The sequence below is a fragment of the Bacillus rhizoplanae genome, from assembly GCF_917563915.1.
GTDB classification, from domain to species: Bacteria; Bacillota; Bacilli; order Bacillales; family Bacillaceae_G; genus Bacillus_A; species Bacillus_A rhizoplanae.
This window is the reverse complement of record NZ_CAKJTI010000028.1, coordinates 1-18,809: the sequence shown is the minus strand read 5'-3', so window position 1 is coordinate 18,809 and position 18,809 is coordinate 1. Positions and strand designations below refer to the sequence as shown.

Here is an 18,809-nt window from a genome sequence, read left to right as displayed (position 1 = left end):
CGTATAGTATCTGAAACTAACTATTTTAGATGTTTTTATCGTGTTTCATATATTTTTGAATTGCAGCTTTTATTTCTTGCTCTGTCGCATGTTCTTTTACAATATCTTTAATATAACCATATACTTGCTGCATACTAGATTCATCGGCTGGATTGAACTTATGGATTCCATGTATGACTACAAAACGAAGCCACGTATCCTTCATTCGGTTCATTTTATCTTGCTGCTCCAACACTACCTTTATACCCTGTACAATCGGCACTTCTGCTTGTATCAACTTTTCCTTCACAAGCTTTCTTTCTGTTTCATCCGGAATTACCTTCATGAGTGCATCTACCTTTTCATAGTTGGTAATTCCTTGATCTATTGATTCAGCACTTGTATATGCGGCTGATTGAATTTCGTATATACGCTGGTTTAAATTAACGATTGCCTTAAGCATGCTTATTCTTTTTATTAAGTCACTTTTTTCCCTGCTATTTGGCAATGCTTTTACTATTTCTTCTGCAGAAGAAATAGCTTTATAGGCATCCATAATTTTTTCTTGTGTAGTTAAATCTCCATTCGCCAACTGCGCTGCATATATCACTGCAGCTTTTGCAGGAGAATCTGGTACAATAAGCTTTATTTGTGCTTCTCGCCAGCCACTTTTTACCGTAATTACCGCTTCTCCAGGAGATAAAGCTGTAACGGTTCCTGTGTCATCTACAGAGGCAACCTTTTCATTGCTCGATTTCCATTCTGTCTCGAATGGCGGTGCAATTGGAAGCGTAATTGGGGTGTTCGTGCTCGTCATAAACTTGCCATTTGCCTCCAGTTTCACTTTCGCATTTGTTTCTACCGTTACGGAAGCTGCACTGAAGCTGATGGAGTCTAATAAAGGAATAACATCCCAGCTTATTGTATTACCTTCTATCTTTAAGTTGAGGTAATGATAAAAGCCACCTTTTTCCGGAGGGATATGCGTATACTTTCCGCCTCCGCCTGAAATAATATAGTCTACACCTTGTACATTTTTATGCTGATATGCGTGAAGATCGCCGCTCAATACTACAATATTTTTATTACGGTTCTGCTGTTTGTAGGCACCCATCATATCATAAAACTTCTGTGCTTCTTCTCGATTGGAAAATCCGTGTCCTGTATTATAGTCTTCTCCATCGGCGCTAATTTCATCTGGAGGTACATGCATAAACACAAGTACATTTTTTTTATTATTGTTTGCCAGCACTTCTTGCAGCCAAGGCCATTGTGATGCATCAGAATTTGTAAGACCCCCGTTTGCACTATCCAGTCCGATGATGCGCGTATTTCCATAATCATACATATATGTCGGCTCGCCAAACGTTTTTTGATAGTTTAAGCGCGAATTTGTACCGGAAATCTCATGATTTCCTATACTTACAATATACGGCATTTTAAAGAGATTCATATTTGCAAGACCTGTCGCAAAATTTTCGGCTGTATCATTTTCCACGATATCTCCCGTATATCCTATAAGCTCTGAAGGCTCTTGGTTAATCCGATTAATTTGTTCTCGAAGCAAAATATCCGCTGCCGTTTGTCCCTGTCCTGCTGTATAATAACCGCCATCACCGATAACGCTCATTTGAAAATGATTTTGTTTTTTAGGCTGTCCAAGCGGCGAACCAATGGTAAATGACCATGTTTGTACCGTTTCATTATTGCTTTTATCCACTGCGGTTACTTTTACTTTATGATTTGTTCCGTTTTCCCATGCAATTTTAGGCATATAATACACGGTTCCGCTCGCTTCATCATATTGGAACGAAACATCTTTATCATCAATCGTCATTTGTATCTTATTTACATCGATTCCCTTATACTCGTCAAACAACTTTGCAGCAATGCGCGGCTGGTTTGTACGTGTTGTGATGCCATCAGCAGGAGAAATAATAGTAACCTCCGGCTTAGCCAGATCATCTCCTGTATAAACAACAAACTTCCAGTCTGCTTTTGGCAGCGCAGGATTTCCTGCAATATCCATGCCATCAATAACAACATGGTGCTCTCCATCCGCTAATGGCTCAGCAGGCTTGTAAGAAATCTTGCCTGTTGTTGCATCGTATTGATGCTGTACAACGTTGTCGTCAATCATCATCTTAAGGGAACCAGTGTCTACACCCTTTCCTTCATCCTTTACGATTGCTGAAATATCAGGTGTATTCGTATAGACGCGCTTTCCCTTTGCGGGAGACACATCAGAAAAGACGGGCCCTATTAGGTCCTCTCCGGTATCAGAGTAAATTGCACGCAAATGGTCAAAATAAACGGCGCCTTTATTTTTGTTACTATTACTCGTTTCCACAACATAAATTTGACGCAGCTTAATTGGAGTTACTGTATCAGATGGGATATCTACTGATACGTACTTCCATCCCTCCCAGTTCAACTCTCCTGCACCCGTTAAACTAAGCGGAATGTTTTTACCGTTGCCGTCTTGAATAACTGCACGGAGCCAATGGTTCTTTTCATCTCCATATACCCATAATCCAAGCTTAGAAGGTCTTCCTTCTAATTCACGTCCTATATTTCCATCTGCACCTTTAAAGTTTACATAAGCTGCAGACGTTCCAATTGTTCCAGTAAAATCATAGGAAAGCCTTGCGGAATGGGTGCCGACTCTTACAGGCTTTGAACGACTCATTAAATCCAGACTTACGCTATTTGCTCTTGCCGAGGAAAAATATAAGTCGTTTAGGTCTTCAAAATCCTCAATCACAACAGGAGGCTTGCCGACGCTTACCGCGACTTCCGCTTTTGTACTTCCATAGGAAACAATAATAGATCCTGTTGCCGTTTCATTTACAGCCGTCAGTTCCCCATTAGGAGATATGGTGCCAATATTCCCTGTCACTTCCCACTTAAGGAGATTTGGAGAAACGATGATTTCATTTCCGCTCTGGTCATATCCTTTTACATTAAAAGTTTGTTTTTGCCCTGGATTGACAATAACCGGATTTGGCGAAATCTTAATTGAGGAAAGTTCATTTACAACCTCTACAGGTACAGATTGAGAAATAGCACCTAAGTTTATGTTTACATTTCCCTGTCCTGCTGTATTACTTGCAATAAACTTACCAGCTGAGGAAATATTTCCAATTGCACCATCTACTGCAAAGGTTAACTTTTGTGTATCAACAGGCACACCATTAAAATATTGGTCCTGTCCTTTTGCAGAAAAATCAATTACTCCATTTGCAAGAACCTTTAATGGTCCTTTTGGTACCGGAATAAGATATGCAAGGTCTGAAACCGGCGCTGTTGATACAATCATTAAAGAATTAGAGTTAGAACGCTCATAGCCGTCAGATGGACTGTTTAAAACAGAAAGTGTTTGATCTCCCGGCATTCTAGCTGCATATGTCGTAGAGCCGCCGCCGTCAACATTAATGGCCGTTTCCATACCAAGCTCAGCAAGATATTTGGCACCCTCCGCCAAAGTTACACCGTCACTATATGTCGGCTGTCTTCCGTCAAATGTAATTACATGCAGCTTTCCCTGCTTAGAAGCAACAAACGTTCTCGGATGGCGATCTTTATCATCATTTAAAGCTTGTTCAGTAGGTTTTCCGTTTTCTACAAGCACAACACCGCCAGAAACCGCTTGTACCGCATTGTTAAAATCCTCATTGAACTGTATATTGATTTGCACTTCTTTTCCTTCAAAAAAGTTTTCCTTCAACCAAGCTGCTTGATCGCCTGTCGCAGAAAGAACCCACCTCCCATCAGGAATAGCTGTATTATTTGTTTCATAGACAGCCTCTACTTTTCCGGTTAGCACTTTATTTGCCTCAAGCTTCGTGTTTGAAGGATTTATCACAACCTCTACTCCTGCGCCAGCAGACTTTGTAGTAGAGTTGAACTTAGAAGTATATAAGTACAGGTTGTTAGAAGCAGAATCTGTACGTGGTCTGTTCACTCCATCAAGCGTTCTCTCCTGACCGTTTGCAGGATTCAAAATAGTACCTGTCATTTTAAGATTCTTAGCAATCTTAAAGCCTCCATCTGCCATTACAGCCAGCGCTGATTGCGTACTTACAGGAGCAGTTATCACTTCTCCTTGTGTAATTTGCAATCCGTTTGGTACACCTGCATAGTTCGGATCTGTATTATAAAAATCCATGTTGAAGCCAGCAATTACCCGATATCCTTCGCGGTCAATTTGCTTCGCTTGATTCCGCACCGTATCCAGTGCCACTACTTTTCCTTTCGGAGAAGTGACTTCAAGCTTAATATGAGGATTGCGCGGATCTACCTCTATCATATTTACCGCTTCAATATGAGTTTCATTCTTAAGAGTGAGACTCTTATGCACCACACCAGGCCCAACTGTAAAGTCGTCTTCTTTAACGGGTTGAAATAAAGACTCAGCCGCATATACAGGCATAGAAACAGTTGATACTAGCATACTTACAACATAAAAAACAACCAGCCATACAATACTGATCTGCCGTATTTTTATCGGCAAATATTCCTTCGTCATCATCTACACTCCTTCGTCATATTTTAACAAAATATTCATTCTATTAAAAATTATCAAATTATTATGTTGTCGAAATAAACTTAGTGTTAAGGATTTGTAAAGAAAGATTCTAAAAGTGCACAGCGTGTAAAAGAGGAATTTTTACGGTTTTGATGCAAACATTTTTTGAAGATGTAAAGTGAAACTTCCATCAGTGGGGGCTTTTTCATCCCCACTGATGGTTAGTTGAATCAATCGGGCTTTTACGGGCAGTTATCCCCCACCTATCTTCCTCGCTTGGGGATCTTACTGCCCCGTTAATGCGGGATAAAGAAGATATTCCTAATGGAATCCGCTTTTATGCTGGATTACTGAATAGTTGATGAATGAGATTCATTTGATTTTGGACAGACTTCTCCACTTGGGAATTTTCGAAACATAAGAAAAAGCCAAGGCTTTTTTAAGAAGCGCTTGGCCTAATTTGGCATCTCTCGTTTTACTAAGAAAAAAATCAATGGCATCCCCATTTGAATAGACTGCATGATAGAAGTACCATCCATTGACCTATTACCATAAAAGTCACAATTTTTCTTTTTGGGGAACATCATGAAATCTTAGCTTGAAGGCTATATGGTGTGACCCTATAAAAGTCTTTACTGCATTAAAAAGCTTGAATTCAATTGAATTCAAGCTATCTAATACTCCTTATAAACTAGGCTATTTTTAATTTATAACTATTTAACTATGCAAACTGCCTTTCAACCAAGGACGATGACGATGGAAACCAATCGGGATTTGGATTAGGCTTGTTTTTTCTTCTGAATCTAGCTTGTAAATTTCATCACACACGTTAGCTTTGAACCCAAGAAGCGGGTGTCCTCCTAGCCCCAGGGCAGAAGCTGCTAACAATAATTTTTGTACAAGGATGCCTGCTTCCATCTGTTGAATGCGATATCCTCTATAGCCAAGTGCTGTTTTGAGATGATTTTTATCCCCTACTACATGTATACAAAGCGGTACTTGGAAGAGATTCACATTGTGGAATGTCATCCCGCTTTGCAGTAAGAGTCGATGATCTCCAAGATATACTTGTCGTAATGCATGAGCATCACTGTCATAATGATAAGCGCCGTTTGGGATACCTTCAATGCCAAACAAACATACATACAGTGAGACTCGGGTCATGCGTGCTTCGTACGTTTCATCCAAATCGTTTCGATAGGTAAAAGAAGCAGTTGCATCATATAGTAACGTAGTCAATTGTTCTTGACTCATTTTCCTAAAAGAAAAATCCATTTCCGGTGAAAATCGATTTCGACACGCAGCTGCTAAGTCATACGACATTCGCTTTATACGAGGAAGAACTAACGATTGACCATCATGCATTTTATTCGCTTCACTCTTAATTTTTTGGAATGATCGTGTAGATTCAAGTATAGATGCTTCATTCATTTGAATCACCATCGGATACTCCGCAATCTTTCGTGATCGGACGTAGTGATTATGATGAATAATTGGTAATTCTTCGCATAATTGAGTAGCAGAGACTTCTTTATTCGCAGTATCATCTTCATTATTAAACTGTGGGGTTACAGAATTTACCGATAGAGGGATTACTGCATACGCACTCTCCTCTTTTTCGGATAACCCAAGTAAATGATTGATGGCCCGGTCTAGAAATTGAAAATGCACGCTTGATGTGAACTGAAATCGTTTTGCTACTTCTAGCAATTGTCCGATTAACACGCCTGCATCCAATCCTTGCAGACGATAAGAAAAGTTATGGTATTTAAAGAAATTTTTCCAAAACATTGTCGATACAAAAACAACACCAAAACAAGTGGATATGTCACAACTATTCCCAAGAGCCCGCGCTACATATGAATCAAAATGACCTTCTCTTAATAACACTAAGCGATGGTGCGCTACATCATAGTGATAAATTCCAACAGGCACATTTTCTGTCTTTAAATATATATACAATTCATTTGGATATAAGCCTCCGCCCGAGGGAACAAATCTCCGATACGACTGCATAAAATTTATTTCTGGTGCTGGTAAGGTTGACTGACAGAATTGAGTAATCCCAAATACGTACCAGAGAAAATGACCGATTTCACGAAGATTAGGTTCTGTTGATACTTCGAGATTTTCAAATGTCAGTGTTACTTCTGAAGATAACGGAATTCCCGGTAAGTCCCGATAAAGCTTATATGAAAGTGGACCGTCTTCCCAATCCACCTCCCAAGTCGAAGATGTTGATTCGTCGGTATTAAAATGTAAATTGTTCAAAAATGTCTCTAAACCCATCCTTCTCCCTCCTAATCATCGCTTACGCAAACGGATGCGGATGTGGATTGAGTTGTTCAAACGTTAGCGCTTGCTTCGTATACCCAAGTTCCATTGGTACCCGTAATACTCTCTCTAAACCTGTTAAGCGCGTAAGGTGGTGCCCAAATGTCATTGGCAACATTCCTGGAATGAGTACTTTCACACAATGTAATCCATTTCGCATTATTTCTGGTGTTGTCTGATCTACTACAATCACATCGAAGTTTAACTGGTGCAACATCTGAATCATTTCTCTTAAATCATCTGTCAAATCCGCATGTCTTGTTTTCTGTTTGAATGCCTCAGCAAATATTTGTAACGAGCAATTCTTATCTAGCAAAAACTGAAACCGTTCTTCCGCTTCTGGCAAACCACATACCATAGGATGGTCAGGCATTTGCTTCACGAGGGAAGGATTATGGAACATCTGTACATATTTCTTACGATTCGCCTCAAATTCATTATCAAGCGTTAACATCATGCCAGCTAATTCATATATTGCACTTTTCGTTGCCCGTACCGGATCTAAATGAGCTCCAGCTGCACAGATAATATTTATTCCCTTCTCCTTTCTGTTTTTTGCCAGTGCCCAGACGCTTGGAATTCCGTGCTCCATTGTCGAGTTAAACAAATGTATATCATATCCCCCTACTGCATGCACTCGTTCGACCATCAACTGCAACTCCTGATCATTGACAGAAGAAAGATCAAGACGCGGGAGAGGAAGCTGAGCATACCAAGTTAGCAAAAATGAATCGCGCTCAATCACTTCCAAAATGCCATAAAAAATCGCTTCCTCTAAACTGCCACCCAATGCGCAACCATTGGAAGTCTCATAAACAAAACCATCTCTACCGCCTAAACTATAATAAGCAAGTAGTTCTGGAACTAAAATTGGACGTTCTTGCAAAAATGAATAACCCCATACCCAATTCATTGGACGATCTGGATGAAACGGTTTAAATGGAAAATTAGGTTGCATATATTGTTCCTTTGCATGTACACCCACTTCAAGGGGATTAAGTGCTTGATGAGCTAAATTGCGGAATGTGTCCTGAATAACTGTACGTTTCCCCCGAGGTTCTAGACCGCAATATCGTTCTAATCCTTCTAAAATAGCGGTTAATTCGCTAGTTGCATATGAATGGGTACGGCCAGCTGTTACTTCATTTCCAAAGAGAAACGGAAGATTTACAGTTACCTCGGCAAATGGAGGTGTAAGGTTATACATTTTAGCATTTAAAAAACCAGTTTCATAATCTAGATAATCCTTGACTAATACTTTACTCAGTTCAGAGATTGAACGACAACGATAATCATTTATGTTAATCTTCGGGCTTGATTGCAATGAAATCTCGGCTAAATTTGATGAATCATTAGGCAATTGACTACAATTTGAGCATAAAGGATGAGGTTGAAAAAAATGATATGAGCTTTTTAATGTTTGTAAATTAACGAAAAACATGTGTCCTTCTAATCGTGCATGATCATCTTGTAAAATGCACCGCACTTCTTCTAACAAAATATGCGTCATCTGTAATAATCCATTCCTTGATGCCCATGTGTCTCGGGGCATTTCCTTTTTTGTTGTTAGGCTCTGCAATATTTTCCACATCTCTTTAGAATCATTTCCTGCGAAAGTACGGCGTATATCTGCACATTGGGAACATCCTGATGTGCCAGGACGAACTAGTGGACCGATTATTCCTTCTCCGAATGAAACGAAGGCTCGCAGCCAAGGAATATTCGTTGATTGAAGTATACTTTCTGCTTCTATATGAAAAGAAGGATTCCAAGTATCGTGTAATAGGAGAACTAAATCAGTTGTTGCGGGTATTTTTAGATCAAAGTCAGTGTGTTGATTGATTTCATATTGGACAGATAATTCTTCATATACGTGATTTGCCAATAGTCCCTCTCCAATAATTAAAATGGAGGTGCTCATTGGGATTCCTCCTCTCCCAATAATACTCCAAATATTCCTGCCAACTCCTCCTTCCAGACTGCTTCTAGCGTTATTTCAAATACACAGAGCCGTTTTCCGTTCTGTTTTAGTATCTGTTCAGCAGATTGTAATATTTCTAATTGTGTCTTGTCTTCGTAAGAAGAAATAACGAAATGTAATGGCGTTTTATCTGGTAATAAAACTGATGAAGACTCTAATGCTTGTGATGTAAGACAATCATCACAATTTTGTGCTTCTATAAGTGCCTGCTGTAATGCATTTCGCAGTGCTATAGTTATATCGAATCCTACACTTCCGTACCAACGATTATTCGTGCCGACCCATATAACAGGGAAATCAAAAATGGCTTCTCCAAAAGCAATTGTAGGTGTTCCTTGCAGGGTGGTAAGTGCTTGCAAATAAAAGCGACAACGCTCATCGTCTATGACATCTAACTCTATTCGAGAAACGGCAATATTTTGACGCTGCTGTCTCTTATAAAATTCTTTATTTAAACATTTTTGTAATCCTCGTAAAACACATTCTGCGATTGTTTTCCCTGTTCCAATTCCTACAAATTCCTGAGAATCTATCATGCTGTTCTTTATTTGTTGATGTTCGGGAAGTTTTGAAACAAGTAAGCTAGCCATTTGTGACATATAAGTCTCAACTCCGGCTAATCCAGCTTCGTATCTTGCTTCCATATGTGTTAAACCTGTACAGATCATAGCTGGTAATAATTCAGCAGGCCCTTCTGACAGCGGATCAACTGTTTGAATACGACATTGAGCCAATGGCAGCTGTTTCAAGTCCCCAGCTTCCCAAATATGAAAAATCCCTGCTTCTTTTGATACAAGGTAATTCAAGTTCAGAGTAGATTCATTCAATTCATTTTTATTTCCGTTCTGTTTGATTCTTGTATGGAAATCTTGGAACCATCCGATTTCCATTTTTTCAGTTACTAAGGGATGAGGTAGAAATGAATGCCAGTTTCCTTCTAATGTTTCCGAATTTAGCAGAAAAAATTGATTCGTTTGCGTGGATTTTGTTACATCTGTAACATTTTTAAACAGTTCAAATACAACTACATTTGCTAACATTGCTTCTGTTGTAGAAGAAAAAGTGTGTTCTTGAGAAGTTTTAGAAAATGCAGACTTGTGTATACGTCGCCAAGCTGATTCCCAGCAATCATCACTTTCTGGGTGTACGAGTGGTCCGGCTAATCCGACTCCTTGCATAGATATGGCAGGGATGAAAATCTTTTTTTCTTCTTTACAAATGGCATGGAGAATTCTTAATTTCGCTATGTCTTCTCCTTGTGATACATACAAAATTGTATGAAATGGCTGCAAAACCTTTTTTAAAATATTTTCTTTTTGTGGAAAAATTTCTTCGACTTTTACCTCGGGGTCTGTTTTTTGGGCATGTTCTATTAATTCTTTTATTCGTCTTTGATTGGTTGATACTGGATCAGTAATCATCATATGGAATTTCGGTAACCCGGATTCAAGTAATGCGGAAATAAGAGAAACAAAAAAAGAACCAGAGCCGACAACTAATACTTCAGTTTGGCGATAAGATTGAAAACGATATGCACCCGAAACGCCGAAGTTATCTAAAAATTCGATCTGAGATGCGTATTTTTTAAGAATATTTTCTGGCAATTGGTGTGGATGATCTTGACTTATGTCTGTTGCAAATTCATTTTGGTACAGTATTTCTGCTATTTCAAATACTCGCTTTTGATACGGCTCAGGTAAGCCATCTGTCAAATTTCCTAATGTGTATTCTCCGTTAAACATTGGTATCAGTTTTTCAATCCATTGATTGATAGACTGCCCTTCCATTCGGAATGAACTGGCATTATTTCTAAAATACACTTCTCCTTTTGGATCAGAGAGAAAAAAAGTATCTCTTCTCATTTTCAAACGTGTAGAAGCGTTTAATTTTGTCATTGTACTCCTCCTTCTCTGTTCATTGTTCTTGAATGAGCGTGATAACTTCCGTCATATCAATTTTATGTATACTATCTTTTCTTATGTCAAATGGAAAAGTGAAGAACGGTTCAAGAAAAGTGTTTCTACAACAAAAATCATGTAGCAACACTTTTCTTGAAGTAAAATTTCCGTTAACAAATCAGTATTAAATAAACCAGAACAACGAGCATCCGAAGCAACCACCGCATCCACCGCATCCAAAGCATCCAAAGCATCCAAATCCTCCGCAACGACCGAATCCTCCGCAACGGCCACATCCTCCGCAACGACCACATCCTCCGCAACGACGAGTATAGTCCTCATCAATATAGTATGGAGAAGGAATTTGGCTATCCCAGTATACGACATTTCCAGTTTGATAATCATTCAGATTTAACGCTTGTAATTCATGTTGAAAATTATTCATTTCATAACCCCCATGTAAATAATTAGCAAGCCATAATAAAAATACGTCCTGTAATAGATAGAACAATAGTTTTTTTGAATGCACTCTTCAACAAAGTATGACCTATAATTAGGTATTGTAACTTGTTCAAATGCCTAATTTGGGGTTATATAAAATAATCATAGTTCTAAGCTTGTGAATACAAAAGTCTCCAAAATCAAAACTTAAAATATAAATATAAGGAAACAAGTATAAAGTAAATTGTTCATAGTTTTAGGAGAAGTATGAATGAATGAAAAATATAACTGTAAAAGAAGATGTATATATTTCTATATTTTTCATTCCCTGAACGTTTTTTGACAAAAGAAAAACACACATCCTATGTGTGTTTTCAAACTTATAATTTCATTAATAATGTTTTTATATCGTATTGCTCTAGGCACCAATTATATTTATCTATTATCTGTTTAGGGATTGCAGCTAAATCTACCACTTCTTGAAATCCATGTTTACTATAAAAAGGTTTTAAATGTGCAAATGGAATGCAATATACATTTTGAATTTGAAGTTTCCGGGCTTCTTTAATAAGAAATGCAACGATACTATCAGCAATTTTCTTTCCTCTATAGTCTTCTAACGTATATATTCCACCCATTTCAAAGTTGTTTTCATCAAATTTTACTAACCTTCCTAAGCCCGCTTTTTGACCATTAAAATATGCAATTCCAATCTCTTCATTTTCTAAATGTGATGGCACAAAATTAGCCTTTTCATATTGAAAATTAACCCATTGCATATCATCTAGGTTAGCTTTTTGTATATATAGCATTGTGTTAACCTCCGTGATATAAAATCATTTCAAGCTACTTCCAGCAATAAATTTTAATATTGTTTACACCTTTTTTATACACCCCCAAAGCGTATTGCACGCTCTGGGGGTGTTTTTTTACTCTACATTTCGATTCATTGAATGATGTGCTGCAACGCCTGCTTTAACACTTTTAATCGGTAAAAAGGTTCCGATACATGCAATACATGCACAGCCAGCAAATACAAATGGTAATTCATTAACGGCTAAGAATGATAGTGTTCCGAAAATAACAAGATCTAATATTGAATCTAGAATAGACAATAACGAAATCGTTGTTGCTCGTACATGAGACGGTATAATGTCATTACTAAGCTGTAAATAGATTGGATATCGAATGGAACGTACGAATCGTAAAATAAAGAACGCCCCTAATACGACCCATAGCGTATTTCCATAAAATGTTGATAAAAGCAACCCACCAACAGCTAAACCACCTGTTACATTCATTAATACTGTACGCGAAAATTTGCTAGTAAGCCATCCGATTGATATCGAAGAAAAATATCCAAGGATGGCAGCTAAAGCATACATAATACCAATTGCAAATACAGGAAGGCCTGCGTTTGTAAACAATGGTTGGTTAAACGCATCATATACTGCACTTGCCGGAATGAATACAAGGGAGACGTTTAAAAATATAACGAGTAATTGTGGTGCTTTACGAATAACCTTTATTCCTTCGATTACTTGTGAAAAAGTTTCTTCCCGGTAAGATGATAGTTTTTTTGGACTTTTAATAAAAAATAGTAAAACAAGTTCTATCAGATGAAATAATATTCCGAGTACAATTAAAAGTGTAAATTGTTCTTCGCGTAAATCTTTAGCGAAATACGAACCGAAGATTACAGCGATTAACATGGAAATAAAGCTTGCTGATTGGATTTTCCCCATTGCTTTATCCATTAAATGATGTTCATTTGTTTCCTTTAATGACTCATAAATTAATGCTTCGTCTGCGCCAGAGAAAAATGTAACCGAAAAACCGTTCAATAAACTATATAGACAAAATAGCCATAGATTATCTGCAAATAATAAGATAGAAATACTAAAAGTTTTTATGATCGACCCTGTTAAAAATGACAACTTTGCACCGAACCGATCAGCAAAAATACCTGTTGGTAATTCCCAAACAAGTACGGCCCCACTCCAACACATGAGTACAACAAATATATTTGCTGCCGTTAATCCTCTTTCCATATAAAAAAGTGTCATTACCGGCTGCAAAAAACTTATCGTTCCAACAAACTGTACCCAAAATAAAATTCCAATGTTATGTGACGCGATAGTTTGTTTCTTCAATTGTTCTCCTACTTTCTACCATTCGTTTTTTATGATGATTTTGGAAGTAGGAGTGTTATCTTGCGTTAGTTGATATTCACTCCTCTTCCTTCATTTGAAAATGTTTTTAGTGTTTTTTGCATGTTAATTCCTCCTTCTGTATAGATAACTTTATTATAGCAATCTTCTCAATATTAAATAAATTTCTTTTTAATATTGAGAAGATTGTACGAATATGTAAAGTGGTATATAATAGAAATCAATAAATGATTATTTTAGGTATTCCTAAAATAAAGGAGCGATACATATGAAAATTACTATTTATTTTGGAAGCCATGAAGATCAAGATGTACGTACAATGGATTGTCATTTAGACGTCGAAGATGCAGAAGAAATTGCATCCATTTCTTAATATAAATATACATAATTCATAAGGGGTGATTACTCGCCCCTTTTCTTAATTTAGATGCCTTTTTGAGGCATCTTTTTATTTATTTTTGAAGATAAAACATTTACTTTTTAACCAGTAAATAGTACAATATTAATATAAGAACAAACGTTCGCTTTATATTCCCTCTCCCCTATCGGATGGGTATTAGGAAGGATGGATTACATTGGCTCAAAATAAACGCAGAGGAAGAAAAAAGCATACTCCTACCATTTCAAATACAGGCTTTATTGGCTCTGTGTTTATCGATACACTGGAATTACAAAAAAAATCATATTATTTTTCCCGTAAACGACTACATATTGCACATCATGTATTAGATGGTCTTGTACAAGCAACAAGCTCTCTTTTTGCTGAACATAATGTTGCTGCCTATTTATCATGCGTGTATTTACATAAACAAAAGAAAATCGGTTTCGTTCTTTCTACGAAACCTTTTAAAGAGTCTGAAGGCGTTGCTTATTTTAAAAATTACTTAATTGAAAAGAATTTTTACAATGGAAAGATAGAAGAGATAGATTACCAAGAAATTTTTAATACTGGTTTTATTGGGGTTGTTTTTGCAGATTTATCTAGCATTGATCGCTTTAATTTTGAATTTGAAATGAGTCTTTTATCAAAGTTAATGAAAGACATGATTATTCCAGTTAAAGAGTTATTTTTACGTAATAAAATCCCCGCCTATATTTCTACGGTTGAATTGGAAGAACAAAATAAAATGGGATTTGTTTTATCTGTGAAGCCATACGATGAGCGTGCTGAAGCTGATTTGTATTTTGAGGTGTATTTGAAAGAACGTGGTCTATATGTTGGTGATGAAGAAGAGGACATTGACAAGATTGTGATTCGAAAAAAAGTTGAGATATTATAGTAAAAAGGATGGCTAATATGTTGTTAGCCATCCTTTTTGTTATAAACTATTTAAAGTTTTCATTTTCTAATACCACAACATCTTCATTTGTTAGTCTTCCGGCTTGTTTCGTATATTCTACAAGCCGGATAATATTATTACAGGCTTGTTTTGCGCCGAAAACTAATAATGGTACACCAATAAAATCGATTTTTAATCTTCTTGAAAATAAACCACCAAATGTCATAGCGATTGGAACAGTTGGTGATGTATTAGAGAACACAATTTTTTCATGGTTTTGATATTTATCTTGTAATAGTACACTTAAATTTTTTAAAGCTGGAACGACAACTTTAGATGCACCGTGGCCAACCGTATAAACAGGATTGCCATTTTCATCTCGTCCATGAAAAATAATTTTCCCCATATCAGAGGTTTTTAATTTATTGAAATAATCAACGTTTAATATTTCATCTTTGGTTAATTTTCGATTAGTAGGCAGCTTTTTCAGATGGTACGCTGCTGCTAGTGAAGTTGTATGTGTTCCGCCATAGTCAGTATAGATATAGATCATAATATCATCCTTTAAATTGATGTACAGTATTACTATTATCACCATTTATCTGTATTCTAATCTATAAATAGGACATTATTATATTGATAGGCGGTGAACACTTCAAGTTGTGTGATTATACTTAGATAGCAATGGAATTCGTTTTGTTACTTTAGCATAAATCTGGAATATTAGATGTGCCAAAGGTTCTATTTTACTTGTATATTTGATAACTAAAGCGCTTGTTACGAAAGATAAAACGGCTCCTCCTATAATATCTGCTGGGTAATGGACACCAACATATATACGTGAAATCCCGACCAATATAGCCCAAAGTAAAGCGATATTTCTCCAAGCTTCTCCACGTAAAAGCATTGTAAACGCAATAGAAAATACAAGTACAGCATGATCACTTACAAACGAAGAATCATTAGCGTGCGGTACTAATTGGTGTACATGGTATGTGATAAATGGTCGTGGATGATTATATACTAAGTGAATCACAGCATTTAAAAGTAATGCTATAACAAGAGAAAGAACCGTATACAAAGCTGTATATTGCTTACGAATAGCGGTTCCTTTTTGTTTGTTGCTAAACCATAAAGAAAGTAGGAAAATAATTGCAACATAGGGTGCGCTTTTTGTAATGAATATCATCCCTTTATCTAGAAAAGCAGATGATCCTGCCCAACTATTGATCCAGTGAAATATTGTGTAATTCATATCAGTCTCTCCTTAATTAATTAAACATGTTATCAATTATTGTTGATTTACACAGTATACACGAGCTATATGAAATACTCTTTAAATTTTTCTCATCTTTTTCTCATTTTTCTTCTGTATCTTAAAAATTTCTATGCTAGTCTCCCCCCTTAATAACAAAAGCGGAAGATATCGTATATATCTTCCGCTTTTGTTATATATTTTTTACACAATAAAACGATAAAGTAACCTTTGTTTCTTCTTGTTCTTTGCTGTCTATCATGATACGTCCATTGTATTTTTCTGTAAGGCGCTTGGCAATGGAAAGTCCTAATCCATTTCCACCTTGTTTCCGGCTTCTTGCTTTATCGACTCGATAAAAACGATTGAGTACATATGGTAGGTCAGATTCAGGTATTCCGACTCCATGATCTGCAATAGTGATTTTAATTTTATCTTCTTCTACCTCACTTTGCAAACAAATGTATTTTTCATGTTCTTTTGTATATTTTATAGCATTATCTAGTATGATGACTAATATTTGTTCGAGATAAGAAGCAGGAATAGAGACATATGCCTGATTCGCATGTAGCTGTCTGGCGAATTGAAAGTCAGCATGCAACAATTCAAAATTTTGTGTGACTTGTTGTATTACTGAATTTACATGTACAGGCTCGGCTGCAGCAGGATACATTTGTTCTGATTCTGCTCGGGATAATTCTAATAACTCTGATACAAGCTTATTGAGACGCTCTACTTCTTTTAAACTCGAATGTAGAGATTTTTGCAAGATAGCAGGATCATCTTTCCCCCAACGATTTAGCATAGAGAGATGTCCTTGTATAATCGCAAGTGGTGTGCGTAATTCATGAGATGCATCTTCAACAAATTGCTTTTGTTGTACAAAGGACGTTTCTAAATTGTCCATCAGCTCATTAAAAAGTAATCCGAGCTTGGCAAATTCATCATTATTTTCGTGAATCGGCACTCTTTCTTTTAAACCATTTGTCTTAATTTTGTTCATCGTATCTGTAATAGCTTGAACACTTAATAGAAGTTGCTTTGCAAGAATTGTACCTCCCAAAAAGCTAAGTAATAATCCACCGATACAAGCAGCTATCATAACGAGAAAAATAAGCTTCATTAAATGATCGAAAGCTTCGAAATTTTGCCCAACTTCAATTGTGCCAGTAAATGTACGCGTTGTAATAGGCATACGCTGCACAAGTACCCTATCCTCAAAATGCCTTGTCACAGAAGTTTCTGATTGATCGACATTCTTTGGAACAACCCAGTTCGGATTAAAGTCGCGGGAAACAGTGACAAGCGCTTTTCCTTTTGCATCCAAAATTCGAATCATTTGATTTTTATCATTTATATTTGCAAGAAACTCTCTGCTATTTTCAATCGTATCTGCGGAAAAGTTTGTATTCTCATTATTAAAATAAGCTTCTATTTCTTTTACTTGCCTGTCAATTTGTTTTTTTTCATAATTAAGCGTCCAATGGTCAATGATAACATACTGTAAAATGTTGTATAAAAAGAACAGGATAAATAATAACGTACTTGACCATACTGTCAATTTCCATTTTATAGGGAGATTTCGGATGCGATTCTTTAATTGCTTCATCATCGCATCACATACCCTACGCCTCTGACAGTTTGAATATAATCTTCCTTGTCTTGGCTACTCAATTTATTACGTAAATAACGAACATATACGTCTACTATATTTGTCTCCACCACTGCATTGTATCCCCAGACTTGCTCCAAAAGCATATCTCTCGTCAATACACGATTAATATTTTTCATAAACATCATAAGCAACTCGAATTCTTTATTTGTTAATTCAATGATCTCTTCTATTTTGTGCAAAGTTCGAGATTCTACATCGAGCTCTAAATCTTTAAATCTTAAAAGGAGTTTATTTTTATGTTCTTCTTTTTGATTCCGTCTCAAAATTACACGCATTCTTGCTAATAATTCTTCGATGGCAAAAGGTTTTGGTAAATAATCATCTGCACCGCTATCTAATCCGGTTACACGATCCATGATGCTATCACGAGCTGTTAGCATAATAATAGGTGTTTCTTTTGTTGCACGCAATCGGCGGCATACTTCTATCCCGTTCAGATTAGGCAGCATTAAATCAAGAAGAATGATGTCATAATTATGATTAAGAGCGGTTTCTAATCCTTTTCGTCCATCATACACAACATCTACTGCATATCCTTCATATTTTAGTTCTAACTCTAAAAATTCTGCTAAACTTTCTTCATCTTCGATAATTAAAATACGTTGCAATACTATCACTCCTATACGGCAAGGTGAATGAGTAATCCAATTCCAAATAAAATGGCAACAATTTGATGAGCTTTTCGATACGTTATATATTTTTTCTTATCTTTTAGTTTGTGTAATAGAATCCCTGCTATCGCAACAAGAACTAATCCTATCAAGGTGAAAATTCCACTATAAATCCGAATCATATGACTGCTGCCTACCATTAAAAAATATATACCATGACAAGTAGCAACTGAAAAAACTGCATATCCGATAAACGTATGATATTGCTTTAATAACATGTAAAGTTCTTTTGTGTATTTTGCAACCGTTATTTTCCTTTTATGCATATATAACCAAATATTACGAAATAACCATAAAGAACCTGCTGCAATCGCTCCATATTCTGCAAGAGAACCAAGATTTTTATTCGGTCCTTTTAATACTATTTGATCTCCTACCATGAAATCCAACACTAACATTGTAACACTAAATGCAATAATACAAGACCCTATAATTTTTATAGATAAATGAAAATTTGATTGAATAGACTTCTTGACATTTTCATTCCCTTCTCCCTGCGATTATGTAAAGTAATTGTTGGTTTATATTCTAACCATAAAAAAAGAAAAGAGCATGAAAGAAAGATTAAAATTAGATGAGAAAGTGTATAATTAATT

The 18,809-nt window shown here is 36.4% G+C and carries 13 protein-coding genes and 1 pseudogene; 1 reads left to right on the top strand and 13 read right to left on the bottom strand.

The window, feature by feature from the left end; translation table 11 throughout:
* Nucleotides 1-25: 25 nt before the first annotated feature.
* The 8 genes and pseudogenes from LRP84_RS18415 to LRP84_RS18385 all read right to left on the bottom strand — a co-directional run bounded on the left by LRP84_RS18415 (nucleotide 26) and on the right by LRP84_RS18385 (nucleotide 13,314).
* Complete coding sequence (locus LRP84_RS18415; RefSeq protein WP_230576401.1) at nucleotides 26-4,507, bottom strand: phosphodiester glycosidase family protein; 4,482 nt, start codon at nucleotides 4,505-4,507, stop codon at nucleotides 26-28.
* 408 nt (nucleotides 4,508-4,915) lie between these two features.
* A pseudogene (locus LRP84_RS22680) lies at nucleotides 4,916-5,057 on the bottom strand (DDE-type integrase/transposase/recombinase); the annotation flags it as partial.
* 167 nt (nucleotides 5,058-5,224) lie between these two features.
* Nucleotides 5,225-6,796, bottom strand: coding sequence for a SagB family peptide dehydrogenase (locus LRP84_RS18410; protein WP_230576400.1), 1,572 nt, complete (start codon nucleotides 6,794-6,796; stop codon nucleotides 5,225-5,227).
* A 22-nt stretch (nucleotides 6,797-6,818) separates the two neighbouring features.
* Entirely contained in the window at nucleotides 6,819-8,762 is a 1,944-nt protein-coding gene (locus LRP84_RS18405; protein WP_230576399.1) for a TOMM precursor leader peptide-binding protein, read from the bottom strand.
* On the bottom strand, nucleotides 8,759-10,717 hold the full coding sequence (locus LRP84_RS18400) for a putative thiazole-containing bacteriocin maturation protein (RefSeq protein ID WP_230576398.1): 1,959 nt from the start codon (nucleotides 10,715-10,717) through the stop codon (nucleotides 8,759-8,761). Before LRP84_RS18400 ends, LRP84_RS18405 begins: the two co-directional genes overlap by 4 nt.
* Before the next feature lie 187 nt (nucleotides 10,718-10,904).
* The gene (locus tag LRP84_RS18395) at nucleotides 10,905-11,165 is read right to left on the bottom strand and encodes a heterocycloanthracin/sonorensin family bacteriocin (protein ID WP_098310282.1); all 261 of its coding nucleotides are present in this window, start codon (nucleotides 11,163-11,165) and stop codon (nucleotides 10,905-10,907) included.
* 376 nt (nucleotides 11,166-11,541) lie between these two features.
* A complete protein-coding gene (locus tag LRP84_RS18390; protein ID WP_230576397.1) occupies nucleotides 11,542-11,973 on the bottom strand; it encodes a GNAT family N-acetyltransferase in 432 nt (143 codons plus the stop codon).
* Between the two features lie 117 nt (nucleotides 11,974-12,090).
* Nucleotides 12,091-13,314: an MFS transporter gene (locus LRP84_RS18385; RefSeq protein ID WP_230576396.1), complete on the bottom strand. Its 1,224-nt coding sequence runs from the start codon at nucleotides 13,312-13,314 to the stop codon at nucleotides 12,091-12,093.
* Nucleotides 13,315-13,907: 593 nt separating this feature from the next.
* On the opposite strand from LRP84_RS18385, the gene LRP84_RS18380 reads away from it, so the two are divergent.
* Entirely contained in the window at nucleotides 13,908-14,612 is a 705-nt protein-coding gene (locus tag LRP84_RS18380; RefSeq protein ID WP_230576395.1) for a hypothetical protein, read from the top strand.
* Nucleotides 14,613-14,658: 46 nt separating this feature from the next.
* Here the strand turns inward: LRP84_RS18380 and LRP84_RS18375 are convergent, their stop codons facing one another.
* The 5 genes from LRP84_RS18375 to LRP84_RS18355 form a co-directional block, all read right to left on the bottom strand.
* The gene (locus tag LRP84_RS18375) at nucleotides 14,659-15,165 is read right to left on the bottom strand and encodes a DUF3189 family protein (protein WP_230576394.1); all 507 of its coding nucleotides are present in this window, start codon (nucleotides 15,163-15,165) and stop codon (nucleotides 14,659-14,661) included.
* Nucleotides 15,166-15,267: 102 nt separating this feature from the next.
* A complete protein-coding gene (locus LRP84_RS18370; protein WP_230576393.1) occupies nucleotides 15,268-15,867 on the bottom strand; it encodes an undecaprenyl-diphosphatase in 600 nt (199 codons plus the stop codon).
* Between the two features lie 193 nt (nucleotides 15,868-16,060).
* Nucleotides 16,061-17,479: a sensor histidine kinase gene (locus LRP84_RS18365; RefSeq protein WP_230576392.1), complete on the bottom strand. Its 1,419-nt coding sequence runs from the start codon at nucleotides 17,477-17,479 to the stop codon at nucleotides 16,061-16,063.
* Entirely contained in the window at nucleotides 17,476-18,150 is a 675-nt protein-coding gene (locus LRP84_RS18360) for a response regulator transcription factor (protein ID WP_098310290.1), read from the bottom strand. Before LRP84_RS18360 ends, LRP84_RS18365 begins: the two co-directional genes overlap by 4 nt.
* 11 nt (nucleotides 18,151-18,161) lie before the next feature.
* Nucleotides 18,162-18,593, bottom strand: coding sequence for a hypothetical protein (locus LRP84_RS18355; protein ID WP_230576391.1), 432 nt, complete (start codon nucleotides 18,591-18,593; stop codon nucleotides 18,162-18,164).
* Nucleotides 18,594-18,809: the final 216 nt, after the last annotated feature.